Source organism: Octadecabacter arcticus 238 (genome assembly GCF_000155735.2).
GTDB lineage: Bacteria > Pseudomonadota > Alphaproteobacteria > Rhodobacterales > Rhodobacteraceae > Octadecabacter > Octadecabacter arcticus.
Genome location: NC_020908.1, coordinates 3,717,828 through 3,731,817, shown reverse-complemented (window position 1 = coordinate 3,731,817; position 13,990 = coordinate 3,717,828). Strand labels below are relative to the sequence as shown.

The 13,990-nt window shown below is 57.4% G+C and carries 10 protein-coding genes and 1 pseudogene; 3 read left to right on the top strand and 8 right to left on the bottom strand.

The annotated features are described in order from the left end of the window. Window positions 1-27: 27 nt before the first annotated feature. Window positions 28-957: an NAD-dependent epimerase/dehydratase family protein gene (locus tag OA238_RS19230; protein ID WP_015496471.1), complete on the bottom strand. Its 930-nt coding sequence runs from the start codon at window positions 955-957 to the stop codon at window positions 28-30. Between the two features lie 212 nt (window positions 958-1,169). On the opposite strand from OA238_RS19230, the gene OA238_RS19225 reads away from it, so the two are divergent. The 3 genes from OA238_RS19225 to kynU all read left to right on the top strand — a co-directional run bounded on the left by OA238_RS19225 (window position 1,170) and on the right by kynU (window position 5,912). Beyond that, window positions 1,170-2,156, top strand: a complete 987-nt coding sequence (locus OA238_RS19225; protein WP_187293076.1) for a LysR family transcriptional regulator — start codon at window positions 1,170-1,172, stop codon at window positions 2,154-2,156. A gap of 91 nt (window positions 2,157-2,247) precedes the next feature. Next, complete coding sequence (locus OA238_RS19220) at window positions 2,248-4,677, top strand: GcvT family protein (RefSeq protein ID WP_015496469.1); 2,430 nt, start codon at window positions 2,248-2,250, stop codon at window positions 4,675-4,677. Between the two features lie 38 nt (window positions 4,678-4,715). Beyond that, window positions 4,716-5,912, top strand: coding sequence for a kynureninase (gene kynU, locus OA238_RS19215; protein WP_015496468.1), 1,197 nt, complete (start codon window positions 4,716-4,718; stop codon window positions 5,910-5,912). On the opposite strand, the pseudogene OA238_RS19210 reads toward kynU, so the two are convergent. The 7 genes and pseudogenes from OA238_RS19210 to iolD all read right to left on the bottom strand — a co-directional run bounded on the left by OA238_RS19210 (window position 5,909) and on the right by iolD (window position 13,974). After that, a pseudogene (locus OA238_RS19210) lies at window positions 5,909-7,553 on the bottom strand (sulfatase-like hydrolase/transferase). The gene kynU and the pseudogene OA238_RS19210 sit on opposite strands and share 4 nt — an antisense overlap. Before the next feature lie 38 nt (window positions 7,554-7,591). After that, on the bottom strand, window positions 7,592-8,584 hold the full coding sequence (gene iolG, locus OA238_RS19205) for an inositol 2-dehydrogenase (protein ID WP_015496467.1): 993 nt from the start codon (window positions 8,582-8,584) through the stop codon (window positions 7,592-7,594). A 1-nt stretch (window position 8,585) separates the two neighbouring features. Beyond that, window positions 8,586-9,422 (bottom strand): class II fructose-bisphosphate aldolase, encoded by an 837-nt coding sequence (locus OA238_RS19200; RefSeq protein WP_015496466.1) that lies wholly within the window; start codon window positions 9,420-9,422, stop codon window positions 8,586-8,588. After that, window positions 9,419-10,273 carry a 5-deoxy-glucuronate isomerase gene (locus tag OA238_RS19195; RefSeq protein ID WP_015496465.1) on the bottom strand — a complete coding sequence of 285 codons (855 nt, stop codon included), beginning with the start codon at window positions 10,271-10,273 and terminating at the stop codon, window positions 9,419-9,421. Before OA238_RS19195 ends, OA238_RS19200 begins: the two co-directional genes overlap by 4 nt. 14 nt (window positions 10,274-10,287) lie before the next feature. Beyond that, window positions 10,288-11,259 carry a 5-dehydro-2-deoxygluconokinase gene (iolC, locus tag OA238_RS19190; protein WP_015496464.1) on the bottom strand — a complete coding sequence of 324 codons (972 nt, stop codon included), beginning with the start codon at window positions 11,257-11,259 and terminating at the stop codon, window positions 10,288-10,290. Beyond that, entirely contained in the window at window positions 11,256-12,095 is an 840-nt protein-coding gene (locus OA238_RS19185; protein WP_015496463.1) for a phytanoyl-CoA dioxygenase family protein, read from the bottom strand. The genes iolC and OA238_RS19185 overlap by 4 nt, the downstream gene beginning before the upstream one ends. 13 nt (window positions 12,096-12,108) lie before the next feature. After that, complete coding sequence (gene iolD, locus OA238_RS19180; protein WP_015496462.1) at window positions 12,109-13,974, bottom strand: 3D-(3,5/4)-trihydroxycyclohexane-1,2-dione acylhydrolase (decyclizing); 1,866 nt, start codon at window positions 13,972-13,974, stop codon at window positions 12,109-12,111. Window positions 13,975-13,990 lie beyond the last annotated feature (16 nt).

Sequence of the window (13,990 nt, the reverse complement as noted above, 5' to 3'; positions counted from 1 at the left end):
CTACGCGGCACTGTTATCTGCAGTTATCTAGGGGTTCATGCCCTTTTTGGTCAGAAACGACGGCAGCTTTTTGGCATCGGTTCTGGTGCCAGTGCTAGCATCTGATGCCGTCTGTGCGGCCCTTGCCATTGCTTTGATACCCGCCACACCGCTTTCGCCCAACGGCACGGTTGCGAATGGCCCGCCAAGATACATTTGTGCGCGATCCGACGGGTCGGCGGGTGGCGCAGACGCCAGCAGGCTGTCGGCCCAGTTTTCGGCGTTGTCTTTTGGCCGGAACCCCAAGAATGTCGCCTTGGCATTGTTCACCGGCGCGCGGTCATTGTTGGAAATACCAAATATGACGGTAAAGCCTGTTGTGGTTGCAGTCACAGCGCGATCGACCAATTGGCGCAGGTCATCGTAGCTCAGCCATGTGCGCAAAGCCCGCGCATTTTGTGGCACCTTGGTACACGAGAAAATGCGCAGATGGACCGATTCCATCCCGCGTTTGGCCCAGTACAATTTGCCGAGGTCTTCGGCAAAACATTTCGCCAGTCCGTAAAACGTGTCCGGCGCGTGGTCTGCATCTACGTCAATTCCAGCGGCGTTTTCGTGCATGCCAACCGCATGGACAGAGGATGCGTAGATGACCCGCTGAACGCCGTGGCGATGGCCCGCTTCCCAGACGTTATAGGACGACATGAAATTCGGGCCGAGCAGGTCTTCGAACGGGCGCTCATCAGGGATGGATGCGAAATGAACGGCCATATTGGCACCCTCCATCAGCGGCAGGACTTCATCGAACTTCGCGCAATCGGCCTGCACGAACACCTCATTTTCCAGCAGTACTTTGGGGGCCTCCGCAATGTCGACCGACACCAATTGATCCGTGAGTGCGGCAAGTGTGGCGCGGATTTCCATTCCCAAGGTCCCGCAGGCCCCTGTGAGGACGATTTTTTTGTGCAGTTTGGCCATGGGGCGTCCTTTAATTTCCGACCTGCACGCTCGTCCGTTAGGGGGGGAACGTCAAGGGTTGGTCGGACTAGAACCGTGAACGCCGCGCGGATTTCCGCGTCTTGTGCAGCGGTCAAATAGGCGGATTTATGCGTGTTTAAAATACCCGTTGTGCGGGCTTTCACGCAAACGCCGTGGACAAGATGAACGAAAACAGAAACCTTGATTCTGATATGGAAAATCAATCACCCCCCTTTACGTTTCGCGCCGCGCAGACCTTTGTCGCGGCGGTTGAGGCGCAATCGGTGACCAAGGCGGCGCATCGGTTAGGGATCAGCCCGTCGTCAGTTTCGCAGCAATTGGCGGCGCTTGAGGCGGCGCTTGAGGCGGCACTTGAGGCGGCACTTGGGTCGAAGTTGATCGAACGGTCTGCGCGGCAATTTCGGTTGACCCGCGCAGGCGCGCTTTTTCTTGATCCGGCAAAACAGTTATTGGATAATGTCAGCGCGGCCAAGGCGCGGCTTATGACGGCGGATCAAATGCCGCCAATGTCCGTGCGGATCGCGTCGATTGAAGAATTGGATGCGACGGTGATCGCGCCGTGGCTGTTGAAACTGACGGGCAAGTTTCCAAATATCGCCTTTGCGCTGAGCAGTGGGGCGAGCCATGAAAACCATGAAGCGCTTAGCACGCGTTCGGTGGATTTGATGCTCGCGGTGGATACGGTTGCGCAGGCCGATTGGGTTGAACAGCATCCGGTTTTGCGCGACCCGTTTATTCTGGTGACAGCGCCGCAGATGGGTGATGCGCCGAATTTGGAACGCCTGAAAACCCGGCCGTTCGTGCGCTATGCGACGGATTTGCAGATCGGTCGCCAAATCGAAGCGCAATTGCGCCGGAGCGGCCTACAGCCCGCGCGGGGGGTCGAGTTTTCGACCAATCAGGCGCTGTTTGCGATGACGGCGGAACTGGGTGGTTGGGCGATCACCACTGCGCTGGCCTATTTTGGCACACCGCGTGCGGGGGATTTGGTGGTGGCGCATCCGTTGCCTGTTGCGGCCTTTTCACGCCGTCTTGCGCTGCATGCGCGCAGGGGTGCGCTAGGGGATTTGCCGCGCCAGATGGCTGAGGATATCCGCATCTGCCTTGAGGGACGTATTCTGCAGACAGCGGCGGCGCGATTGCCCTTTCTGCGCGACGGATTCCAGATACTTCACTAAATCGAAATCATAGATTTTTCGCAATCTTGCATGATTGCGCGTCTCCTCGAAATCTGCTCAGATTTGCTGTGCAGTTTGCGAAGGACACACCATGAAAACCCAGACTAAAGCTGTTGTTATTGGCGGCGGCATCGCCGGCTGTTCAACCCTGTATCACCTAACCCAAGAAGGCTGGACGGATGTGGTTCTGGTCGAACGCAATGAGCTGACCAGCGGAACCACATGGCATTCCGCCGCCCAAGTCACGAATTTCGGCATGAACCAGACGATGGTGGGGCTGAAGACCCATTCGATCAATCTGTACAAAGAATTGCGCGATGATCCGGATTATCCTGTCAGCTACAATCACGGCGACGGCGGCATCCGGCTGGCCAACACCGAAGCGCAGATGGATGGCTACCGTCACTTTGGGTCGATGGCACGGGGTATGGACGTCGAGTTCGAGATTCTGGATGCTGAGGAATGCGCGCGGCGCCACCCGCTGATTTCTACGGACAACTTGTTGGGCGGCTTATGGGATGCCAATGACGGCGACATTGATCCCGCATCTTTGTGTCAGGCGCTGGCGCGTCGCGCGCGCAAGGCAGGCGCAGAGGTCTACCGGAACACGCCTGTAACCGGGTTAACGCAGCTTAAGGATGACAGCTGGATCGTGCACACAGACAAGGGCGATATCGCCTGTGAGGTCGTGATAAACGCCTGTGGCTACCGCGTCAACGAGGTCGGCGCGATGATGGGCGTTCACCACCCCGTTGCATCGATGGAACACCAGTATATGGTGACCGAAGACATCCCCGCGATTGTCGAGTCAGACAAACGCATGCCACTGCTGCGCTGCCCGATTTCAGACTACTATTGCCGTCAGGAAAAGAACGGTCTGCTCGTGGGATTTTATGAACAAGACTGCAAAACATGGGGCATTGACGGAATCGACCCGCATTTCGTCAATGCGCTGTGCCCCGATGATCTGGACCGCGTCATGGATGTGCTGGAAGGCGCGTTCGAACGCATGCCGTGCCTGATGGATGTCGGCATCAAAAACATCGTCAATGGCCCGATCACCTACACAATTGACGGCGCACCCTTGGTTGGCCCGATCCCCGGTAAGCGCAATGCGTTTTGTATCATCGGGTTGCGGGCCGGCCTAGGGGAGGGCGGTGGCCACGGCTGGATGCTGGCGCAACAGATTGTTCATGGCGAGGCGTGCTATGACACATGGTGCATCGATCCGCGTCGTTTTACCGGCCACACCAACGTCGAACTGACGGCGCTGAAATCGATTGAAGATTACCAGAACGAATTCCGCTTTCATTTCCCCAACGAACACCGCCCCGCAGGTCGTGGGGCCAAAACCACGCCTTTGACACCTATTTTTAAGGCCGAGGGCGCGGAATTTGCGGTCGTGAACGGTTGGGAACGGGTTGAATATATGAAGCCTGATTCAGACTTCCACGTTACCTACGGCTTCAAATTTGACGAAAGTTACCCGCTTGTGGCGCATGAGGTCGCCGCCGTGCAAAACGGTGTCGGCATCTGCGAGGTCAACGGGTTCAACCGTTTCGAGATCACTGGCGAGGATCGTCACAGCTTCCTTGACCGGATGATCTGTGGTCGCGTGACCAAGAAAGACGGCCGCGTTGGTCTTGGATACCTGCTGAACGACCACGGCATGTTGAAAGCCGAAGCCACGGTTGCCAACCTGCCCGCAACGGACCGTGGGCCCGCACGGGTCTGGTACGGGTCGGCGGCGGCGGCGGAATTCCACGACATGGATTGGTTGCAGATGCACATCGGCGCGAATGAGGAAGTGCAGATCAAGTCGTTGACCAATGATCAGACCATTCTGGTGATTGCAGGGCCAAAGGCACGCGATGTCATATCCGCGGTCAGCCGTGATGATTGGTCCAAAGAGGCATTCCCGTGGCTGTCAGCGCGCGAATGTTTCATTGGGTTCGCGCCAGCCACTGTGCTGGGCGTCAGCTTTTCGGGTGAATTGGCCTATGAAATCCACGTGCCCAACGCATCGCTTTATGCGGCCTACACGGCTTTGCGCGAAGCAGGCGAGGCGCATGGCATGAAAATCTTTGGTGCTTTGGCGGTGGATTCCATGCGGCTGGAAAAAGGGTTCTTGCATTGGAAGGCAGATATCTTAACTGAATTCGACCCGTTTGAGACGGGCTTGGATCGGTTCGTGAAGATGGATAAGGGCGATTTCGTCGGCCGTGATGCCTTGCTAGAACGCAAAACGCCAGCAAAGCGTCTTGTTACGTTGCACGTAGACCATGACAGCGCGGCCGCACATGGTGGCGCATCCGTCATGTTTGGTCGGGAAGTCGTGGGCACTGTGACGTCGGGCGAATGGGGGCATCGCACGGGGATGAACCTTGCCTATGCTTTCGTCGTTCCGGAATTTGCGAACATTGGAATGGTCGTTGAACTCGACCTTTGTGGCACCAGCGTTGCGGCGCAAGTCATTGCACCCAGCCCGTACAATCCTGACTATTCGCTGATGCGAGGGTGAGGTAGAGACGTCCCAACACATCAAAGGACGCCCAACAGATGACCAACGTGACATTGCCCCGCAAAGACCTGTTCGAATTGCCAGACGGCATGATCTACCTCGATGGTAACTCATTGGGACCGTTGCCTAAATCGGTGAACGCCGCGCTTTCGTCTATGGTCACGGATCAATGGGGGGCGCATCTGATCAAAGGTTGGAATGTCGATGATTGGATGGGCCAGCCGATGCGGATTGGCAATATGGTTGGAAAGCTGATTGGCGCGCCCGACAGTTCAGTGACCATGGGCGATACCTTGTCGGTGAAGGTCTATCAGGCGCTGTCGGCGGCCGTGCAGATGCGCCCTGATCGCAGCGTGATCCTGTCTGACAGCGGTAATTTCCCGTCTGATTTATACATGGCACAGGGGCTGATTGCACAGCTGGATCAAGGTCATGAACTGCGTATCGTGGACCCGCTTGACGTGATGGACGCCATAACAGATGACGTCGCTGCAGTGATGATCACGCAGGTGGATTATCGGTCGGGCCGGATGCACGATATGGCCGCAATCACCGCAAAAGCGCACGACGCAGGCGCGGTGATGATATGGGACTTGGCACATTCGGCAGGGGCTGTTCCCGTTGATCTCGCAGCCTGTAATTGTGAATTCGCTGTCGGTTGCACGTACAAATATCTTAACGGCGGGCCGGGTGCGCCTGCGTTTATTTACGTGCGCCCTGACGTGATCGAATCCATCAAACCGGCGCTGTCCGGATGGCTTGGCCACGATGCGCCGTTTGCGTTTGAACAGACCTATCGCCCCGCTATGGGGATTGAACGGATGCGCGTTGGAACGCCACCTGTCTTGCAATTAACCGCGCTGGAATCCGCGCTGGCCGTCTGGAACGGTGTGGATATGGCCGACGTGCGCGCAGCGTCGATCCGGCTGACGGATTTGTTCATCAAGCAGGTCGAAAAGCGCTGTCCGTCGCTGACGTTGTTTTCGCCGCGCAATGGGGCGGATCGCGGCAGCCAAGTGTCGTTCGCGTCCGACAACGGCTATGCCGTGATGCAGGCGCTGATTGCCCGCAACGTCATTGGTGATTTCCGCGCGCCAAACCTGATCCGGTTCGGGTTTACGCCGCTGTATATCGACGAGGCCGATGTCATTGGTGCGGTGGATATTCTGGCCGATGTGCTGGACAATCGGCTTTGGGATGATCCGGCATACAAAGCCAAGGGTCGCGTCACTTAACGGCGCGGCGGGACCTTTCCCACATATGCTGCGGCTTCATGCGCATCGACCTCATCTTGGTAATACACGCCCAGAATGACGCCTGTGTCGCCACCACGTTCGCGTTGATGCACGATATCAGCATCCGAAATCGTGATGCGCTGGGACATGCGTAGGCCCCACGCGTGTAGATGTTTGTAAAGCGCGCCGCGTTGGACTGCGTAGGCCGGATCAAGCCCAAGATCGCAAAGCTCATCAGGATCATTGGTGAGGTCGAACAACATCGGGGGAAAACCGCCTTCCGCGTGGATCAGTTTCCAGTTGTGGGTTGCGACCATGAACAGACGCGCATCGCGTGGCGCGGTGCGCAAGGCGCTACAGACCGGATGTTTGGAATAATCATATTCACTGATCGCAAAGGTGCGCGCAGTGTCTGGCACGCGCCCCGCAAGATAGGGCAGCAATGATCGCCCCTCAACGATGTGTTCGGGAACCTCTCCACCGGATGCGTCGATGATGCTTGCGGTGACGTCGATCGCCTCAACCAAGGCATCGCAAGTGGTTGCGCGGGTGCTGTTGGCGCTGCCGCGAGGGTCGTAGATAATCAACGGGACCTTCACGGAGGGCGCATGAAACAGATCCTTTTCACCCATCCAATGATCGCCCAAATAATCACCATGATCCGACGTGAGGATGATCATCGTGTCGTCCAAAGTGCCCGCGCCTTCCAGATACGCCAGCAGACGCCCGATCTGGTTGTCGCATTGTTTGATCAGCCCCATGTAGGCGGGCACGACGGTGTTGCGCACGTCGTCGCGGCTGAACGTTTGGCCGACGCGACCTTGCATGAACGCGCCATAAATCGGGTGCGGGTCGGCCCGCTCACCATCGCTGCGCACCACGGGTTTGATGTCTTTGACGCTGTACATATCGTGATAGGGCGCGGGCACGATGTAGGGCCAATGGGGTTTGATGTAGCTGATATGGGCGCACCAGTTGCCTGTTGCTTGTTCCATAAATTCAATCGCTTGGGTGGTCAGCCACGGCGTTTCGCTGTCTTGTTCGGCGATGTTCGGCGATGTTCGCGGGCTTGGCGGCATTGGTCATGAACCAACCGCTTGCCATGTCATCACCGTTCGATCCTGCGTTGGCAAAATCCGCCCAAGGGCTGTTGCCACCATAGCCCTTGGATTTGAGGAATTCGTTATACGGGCTGCGCTTGCGGTCATAAAATCCGTCCGGTCCCTGCGCCCAAAGCCCGTCATCACGACACCAGACGTCAAACCCGCATTCTGCCTGTCGTGCGCCGATAATGCTGTCCGGCGCCAGCCCCAACCGCGCCATGCCTGCCGCATCTGCGTTCATGTGGGTCTTGCCGATCAGCCAGCAGCCCACGTCAATATCGCGCAAGTGGTCGCCTAACGTGGGTTCGCCGACGCGCAAGGGGTGGCCGTTCCATTGCGCGCCGTGGCTGCTGAAATAGCGCCCCGTATAGGCCGACATTCGCGCGGCGCCGCACACGGGCGATTGGGTGTAGGCATTGCTGAAACGCACGCCCATCGCGGCAATCCGGTCGATATTCGGAGTCTTGAGCGTCGGGTGTCCGGCACAGCCCAGATAGTCGAACCGCAGTTGATCAAACATGATGTAGAGGATGTTCATGTGGCCAACCTTAGACGGCAACGACCCAGATCGGTAGGTTAGAAGTCAAGGCTGACAGGCAGACCGGTTTCCAGTGATTTTGCAGCGCCGTCTGCCATGACTTGTGCACGAAGCCCGTCTTCAATGCCTGGAATGGCGATGGATTTGTCGCCCAGATGGGCCACGAAAGTCTGCATTTCGATGCGGTAGGCGGCCTCGTAGCGTTCCAGGAAAAAGTTCATCGTTGGGGCTGCGCGGAATCCCTCTGCTGTTGCCACATCCACGGTGTTTTCCAACACATTTGCCGCCCTTAACATGCCGCCAGACCCATGTACCTCGATGCGCTGATCATACCCATAGGTGGCGCGGCGTGAGTTGCTGATCTGGCAAATTTTGCCTGACGCCGTGGTCAGGGTCACGGCAGCGGTGTCGACATCGCCGGCCTCTCCGATTGCTGGATCGACCAAGGCTGATCCAACTGCAAACACGCTGATCGGGTCCTCCCCGAGCAGGAAACGCGCCATGTCAAAGTCGTGGATCATCATATCGCGAAAAATTCCGCCCGATGATTTGATGTAGCTGATTGGTGGTGGGGAGGGGTCGCGCGACAGGATCGTAACGATCTCAACGCTTCCGATTTCACCCGCAACGATGCACTTTTGCACATTGGCAAAGTTGGGGTCAAAACGGCGGTTGAACGCGGTGAAGAATGCGACGCCCGATGATGTCACAACCGAGATTAGCTTGCGGATGTTGTCCGCCGACATATCGACAGGCTTTTCGCAAAAGATCGCTTTGCCAGCCTTGGCCGCCGCTTGGATAATGTCGAAATGCGTGTCTGTCGGCGTGCCGATGATCACCGCGTCGATGTCGGTGCTGTTGATGATGTCATCCGTCGTGCGCACATCTGCGTTGCATATTTTTGCCAAGCGTTCGGCCGCCGCGGGCATGAAATCCGACACAGCCACGACCGTCGCGCTGTCCATATTGCGCAGCGTGCCTGCGTGGACTTGCCCGATCCGTCCGCAGCCCAAAATTCCGATCCGCACCATATCAGTTGTCCTTTGCCATAAATGCCCGCAGCACGCCGCGGGTTGCAGTGACCAGCGGGTCATGCGTGTCTTTGAGGATTTGCACGCGATCAAAGCGATCTGCGTTACTGTTCACCGACGCACGCAATGCAGCACCGAAAGCCATTCGTAATTCAGTTCCAATGTTAAATTTGCACACATTTGATCCGCGCGCGAGGGAAGTGCGTTGCGCAATCGGGACCCCTGATCCGCCGTGAATGACCAAGGGAATATCTGTGACGGCTTCAATCGCGCGGATTTGCGGCTCATCGAGGCCACCATCCTTGTCGGTTTGCAAATGAACGTTGCCGACGGAAATCGCCATGGCATCGACGCCGGTTTCGGCGGCAAATTGTGCCGCCTCTGCGGGGTCGGTTCCGGCCGAATTTTCACCACCGGAATAGCCGACAAAGCCAATCTCACCTTCACACGAAATGCCCGCTGCATGGGCCATTTCAGCAATCGCTGCGGTTTCGTCGATGTTTTGCTGCAACGGTTTGCGCGATCCGTCAAACATAAGCGATGTGAAACCAGACTCTAGCGCCTCGCGGCACTCTTCAAATGTATATCCGTGGTCCAAATGTGCGACAACGGGCACCGATGCGCGTTCGGCCAAGTGGCGCATCATCTTGCCCAAGATCGGCAGCGGTGTGTGTTCACGACATCCCGGTCCAGCCTGCAAGATCACCGGACAGTTCTCAGCCTCTGCAGCGGCGACGTAGGCGCGCATATCTTCCCAGCCAAGTGTAACCAGACCGGCGACAGCGTAGCCGCCCGTCATCGCGGGCTGGAGCACATCCCTAAGCGTTGCCAGAGTCATTTAAACTTCGCCACCATGTCTTTGATGCCGGGAATGGTTTCGACCTGATAGGCATGGGTTGGTTGGAAAAACTGCACCAGACTGCGCTGTGATAGTCCGCCCAAAATGGTGAAATAATACATCTCATATCCCGGCATGACGGCGCAGGGGTGATAGCCGTTGTCGATGCAAATGGTTGACCGATCCATCAGTTGATAGGCATCGCCTGTCTCGCCTTCGGTCCGCTGTAAGATCTGCACGCCCGACCCGTGATTTGGGCGAAAGCGGAAATTATATGTCTCGTCGTGGCGGGTCTCAATGATGTTGCCTGCGTCGTCTTTGCGGTCTGTGTCGTGCTTGTGGGCGGGAAATCCTGACCAGCCGCCTTGACCGACGGTGAACAGTTCCGACACGAGCAGACGGCCAACCTTGTCGTGCTGCTGTTGGCCAAGGATGTGTTTGATTTTACGGTGGGTTTTCGTGTCGTCGGACCCGTATTGCACTTTGTCGATGCCGCCAACGCGGACATCGAACGGGTCGAGAACTTTGTCGTAGCGCGCCCCTGCGATGAAGACCTCAGTGTCGTTCCCGGTCACAATCGTGACCTTGGCACCGACGGGCGCATAGACTCCTTCGGGCTCTCCGTCCCAAACGTCTGTGCCGCGATTGCCTAAGGAGGCGAAGTGCACACCTTCGACGTCCACATGCACGGTGCCGGTGGCTGGTACGATGCAGGTTTCATAGCCGGGCACTTGGTATTCAAACGCCTCACCGCTCTTCAACTTTACGATGTTGAAATAGTTCAGCGGCACCGTTGGATCATCTGCATCAACGATTGGTTTATTTTGGTTGTCATGGGGGGCGATGTGCATTGCGTCGTCCTTAATCAGGTGTGTCCGGGATGGTCGAGGAGGAACATTTCAAGTTGGTCGGTATCAGGCATTGCGGGGGCGCAGCCAGGTTGTGCGACGACGATTGACGCACAGGCAGAGCCGCGCAGGATGGCGTCGCGCATGGGGCGTCCTTGCGCCAGCGCCGCCAGAAAGCCAGCCATAAAACTGTCGCCCGCGCCTGTCGGTTTGATTGCATCGACGGGGTAGATGCCGGTGGGGATTTCGACCCCATCGGCAAAGGTGACGGCCCCGTTCTGGCCCATCTTGTAGACGACAATTTGCGCGCTGGTCGTGGCCAGTTCGCGGGCTTTGTCCAGTCCTTTGTCGATGTGGCCCGCCATGAAGCCAAATTCTTCGTCGTTGCCGACGATCACGTCCGACAGCGCCCCTGCACGCGACAATACGTCGGCGGCAACAGCCGCAGAGGGCCATGAATAAGGGCGATAATCGACATCGAAAATGATCGGGATGCCCGCGGCCTTGGCAAGTTCAAACGCGCGAAACGCCGCCTCGCGGGACGGGTCTGCGGCAAACACCGTCCCAGCCGTGATCAGGGCGGAAAACTGACTGTAATCCACGCCTTCAACGTCCGCCACCGTTATCTGGAAATCAGCAGCGTTGTTGCGATAGATCACCGATTGGTGGTCTTCCACGCGGGTTTCATACACGGCGAGCGATGTGCGCTCTTCGCCTTGAATGGTGCGCACATGGCTGCGACCAACACCGTAGTTATCCAATTGGGTCAAGCAGTAACGCCCGACAGCGTCATCAGACACGCAGGTCAGCAAATCCGCCGACAAGCCGAGTTTGACCAAGCCAGCGGCGATATTGGCGGATGACCCGCCCATGGCCACAGTCATTTCAGCGGCGTCTTCGATGCGCGCTTGATGGGTTGGTGACAGGTCCATTCCGACCCGCCCCACAACAATGAACCGCCCCGCTTTGATGCCGTCGATGGCGTTCATTTACGACCCTCCGTGTTGCCAGCTTTGGCAGCGTCCAAGACCTCAGGATAGGGGTAATTCAGGCCCAAAAGTTGACGGATATCTGGGCTTGCAGCGTCAATGAACGATTGCGGCAACGCTGCAGGCATGTCTTCCATCGGCTTCACCCATTTGGGTAAGTACTGGATCAGGACAGCATTGCGGTCGTGGTCAGATTTGTTGGGCATCGCGCAGTGCCACGTGACGCCATAAAACAGCACCACATCGCCCGGTTCGCCAATCATCTGGGAGCAGGTGTCATAAAACTTGTCCTCTGCGGTTGGGTAACGCAATTCTTTCTGGCTTCCGGGCATGTAACCAGTTGCGCCGCTTTCAACGGTAAACGGATCAAGAATGACGGACACTTGTGCGTTCATCGGGAAGGAGCAGTTGAACCCGATGGGGTGCGATTCCGGCTTGTGATAGTCCCAGTATGGGTAATCCACATGCGGTTCCTGCCCTGGCCCGCCGGGCAAGATGCGGTTCGCGGCGATGGACCCCATGATAAATTCGGTGCCAAGAAATTTGCGCAGGATATCCATCAAGACCGGATGTGCGGCCATATCCGAGAAAACATCCCCCTTGGCAAGCAGGTTCCAGACGCGGCGTTGCAGATCGATCTTGCCGCTCTGTTCCGCAGCCCCCTGAAAATGCGTGACCTTTTCTGACGCTTGTTCAGAATGTTCCATAATAATTGCCCGCGCATCGGCAATCTGTTCGGGTGTGAACAAGCCGCTGATCTTTACCGCGCCATCGCCGTTAAGAAGTTCATCAACGATCGCATCTGGCGTGGCTGTCTGTGCAGTGTAGCTTTTCATCAGGTGCCCCTTTTTACAGTCCGCGGCGTTGTTTGGTGCGGGTCGCTTCGATTTCGGCGTGCTTTTCCATCACGGATGCGCTGTCGGACACTTCTGGTGTGCCGACCTCCCACCAGGTGTGTCCCTCGGTGGTCCAGCCCTCGTAAGGGTCGACCTTCATGACGATGACACTGGTTTTGTCGGCTGCTTTGGCGCGCTTGAATGCCTCAGCCAGTTCCGCTGGGTTGGCGACGGTTTCAGCGTTTGCACCCATGGCCGCGGCGTGCGCTTCGAAATCCACGGTGAAAGGATCAACAGCCGTCGGTGTGTCCGCGATCAGGTTATTGAAGGACTCATTTCCGGTGTTGTTTTGCAGCTTGTTGATGACGGCGAAACCGCCGTTGTCCAGCACAAGAACGATCAGTTTTTTGCGGGTCAAGACGGACGAATAGATGTCGCTGTTCATCAGCATGTACGACCCGTCACCGCAAAATACGATCGTGTCCTTGTCCGGTTCGCGCTGGCTTTGTGCGATGCGCGCGCCCCAGCCGCCGGCTATTTCATAGCCCATACACGAGAAGCCGAATTCAACGTCCACGGTGCCGATATCCTTGGTGCGCCAGTTGGCGGTGACTTCGGCAGGCAAACCACCCGCCGCCGCGACCACACGGTCACGCGGGTCGCACATATCATTCACCACGCCGATGGCTTGCGCGTAGGAGTTTACACGGTTGCCGGATGCCACGTTCTTGGCGACATAGGCGTCCCATTTGACGCGTTCGGATTGCGCAAATTCGGTCCATGTTGGGTCCACGGCAAATGATTTCAACGCGCGTTGCAGGTCTGTCAGTGCGACCTTGGCGTCGCCGACCACGGGTGCGGACATGTGTTTCATCGCATCGTGGCGCCCGACGTTGACGCCGACAATCTTGGCGTCCTTGGCAAACGCCGTCCACGATCCGGTGGTAAAGTCCTGCAAGCGGGTCCCGACGGCGATAATCACGTCGGCCTTGGCCGCCACTGCATTGGCGCTGTCTGATCCGGTTACACCAACTGGCCCGATATTCAGCGGATGATCGGCCAACATATTCGCGCGACCCGCGATGGTTTCAATCACAGGGATATTGAACTCCTCTGCCAGCGCGGTCAGCTCCGTCACGGCCCGCGAATATTGTACGCCGCCGCCTGCGATAATCACCGGACGCTTGGCCGACATGATAATTGCGCGCGCCGCTGCGATCTCGTCCTCGCAGGGACGTTGGCGGCGAATTTTATGGACGCGTTTGGCAAAGAACGCTTCGGGATAATCAAAGGCCCAACCCTGCACGTCTTGCGGCAGACCGATGAAGGCTGGCCCGCAATCGGCGGGGTCCAGCATTGTCGCCAAAGCGTTCGGCAGCGATTGAATAATCTGCGCCGGATGGGTGATGCGATCCCAATAACGGCTGACCGATTTGAACGCATCATTCACGCCCAATGTCGGATTTCCGAAGTGTTCAAGCTGCTGCAATACCGGATCTGGCAAGCGGGTCAGGAACGTGTCACCGCACAACATCAACGCGGGCAAACGGTTCGCATGAGCGAGCGCGGCGCTGGTCAACAGGTTCGCCGTGCCAGGGCCAGCGGAGGCCGTGCAAAACATGAACCGTTGGCGCAGCCATTGCTTGGCGTAGGCCGCAGCCGCGAACCCCATGCCTTGTTCATTTTGCCCACGATACAGCGGCAGGGTGTCCTGCACGCCATACAGCGCTTCACCCAGACAGGTGACATTGCCGTGGCCGAAAATGCCGAACCCACCGCCGCAAACGCGCAATTCTTCGCCATCAATTTCAATGAATTGATTGTCGAGATAGCGAATGATCGCTTGCGCCGTGGTCAGGCGGATGGTTGCGTCGGTCATGGTGGTGTGTTCCCTA

Bases quoted from the DNA above. Each gene is read 5' to 3' on its own strand.
- OA238_RS19230 (WP_015496471.1), bottom strand. From the start codon at position 957: ATGGCCAAACTGCACAAAAAAATCGTCCTCACAGGGGCCTGCGGGACC.
- OA238_RS19225 (WP_187293076.1), top strand. From the start codon at position 1,170: ATGGAAAATCAATCACCCCCCTTTACGTTTCGCGCCGCGCAGACCTTT.
- OA238_RS19220 (WP_015496469.1), top strand. From the start codon at position 2,248: ATGAAAACCCAGACTAAAGCTGTTGTTATTGGCGGCGGCATCGCCGGC.
- kynU (WP_015496468.1), top strand. From the start codon at position 4,716: ATGACCAACGTGACATTGCCCCGCAAAGACCTGTTCGAATTGCCAGAC.
- iolG (WP_015496467.1), bottom strand. From the start codon at position 8,584: ATGGTGCGGATCGGAATTTTGGGCTGCGGACGGATCGGGCAAGTCCAC.
- OA238_RS19200 (WP_015496466.1), bottom strand. From the start codon at position 9,422: ATGACTCTGGCAACGCTTAGGGATGTGCTCCAGCCCGCGATGACGGGC.
- OA238_RS19195 (WP_015496465.1), bottom strand. From the start codon at position 10,273: ATGCACATCGCCCCCCATGACAACCAAAATAAACCAATCGTTGATGCA.
- iolC (WP_015496464.1), bottom strand. From the start codon at position 11,259: ATGAACGCCATCGACGGCATCAAAGCGGGGCGGTTCATTGTTGTGGGG.
- OA238_RS19185 (WP_015496463.1), bottom strand. From the start codon at position 12,095: ATGAAAAGCTACACTGCACAGACAGCCACGCCAGATGCGATCGTTGAT.
- iolD (WP_015496462.1), bottom strand. From the start codon at position 13,974: ATGACCGACGCAACCATCCGCCTGACCACGGCGCAAGCGATCATTCGC.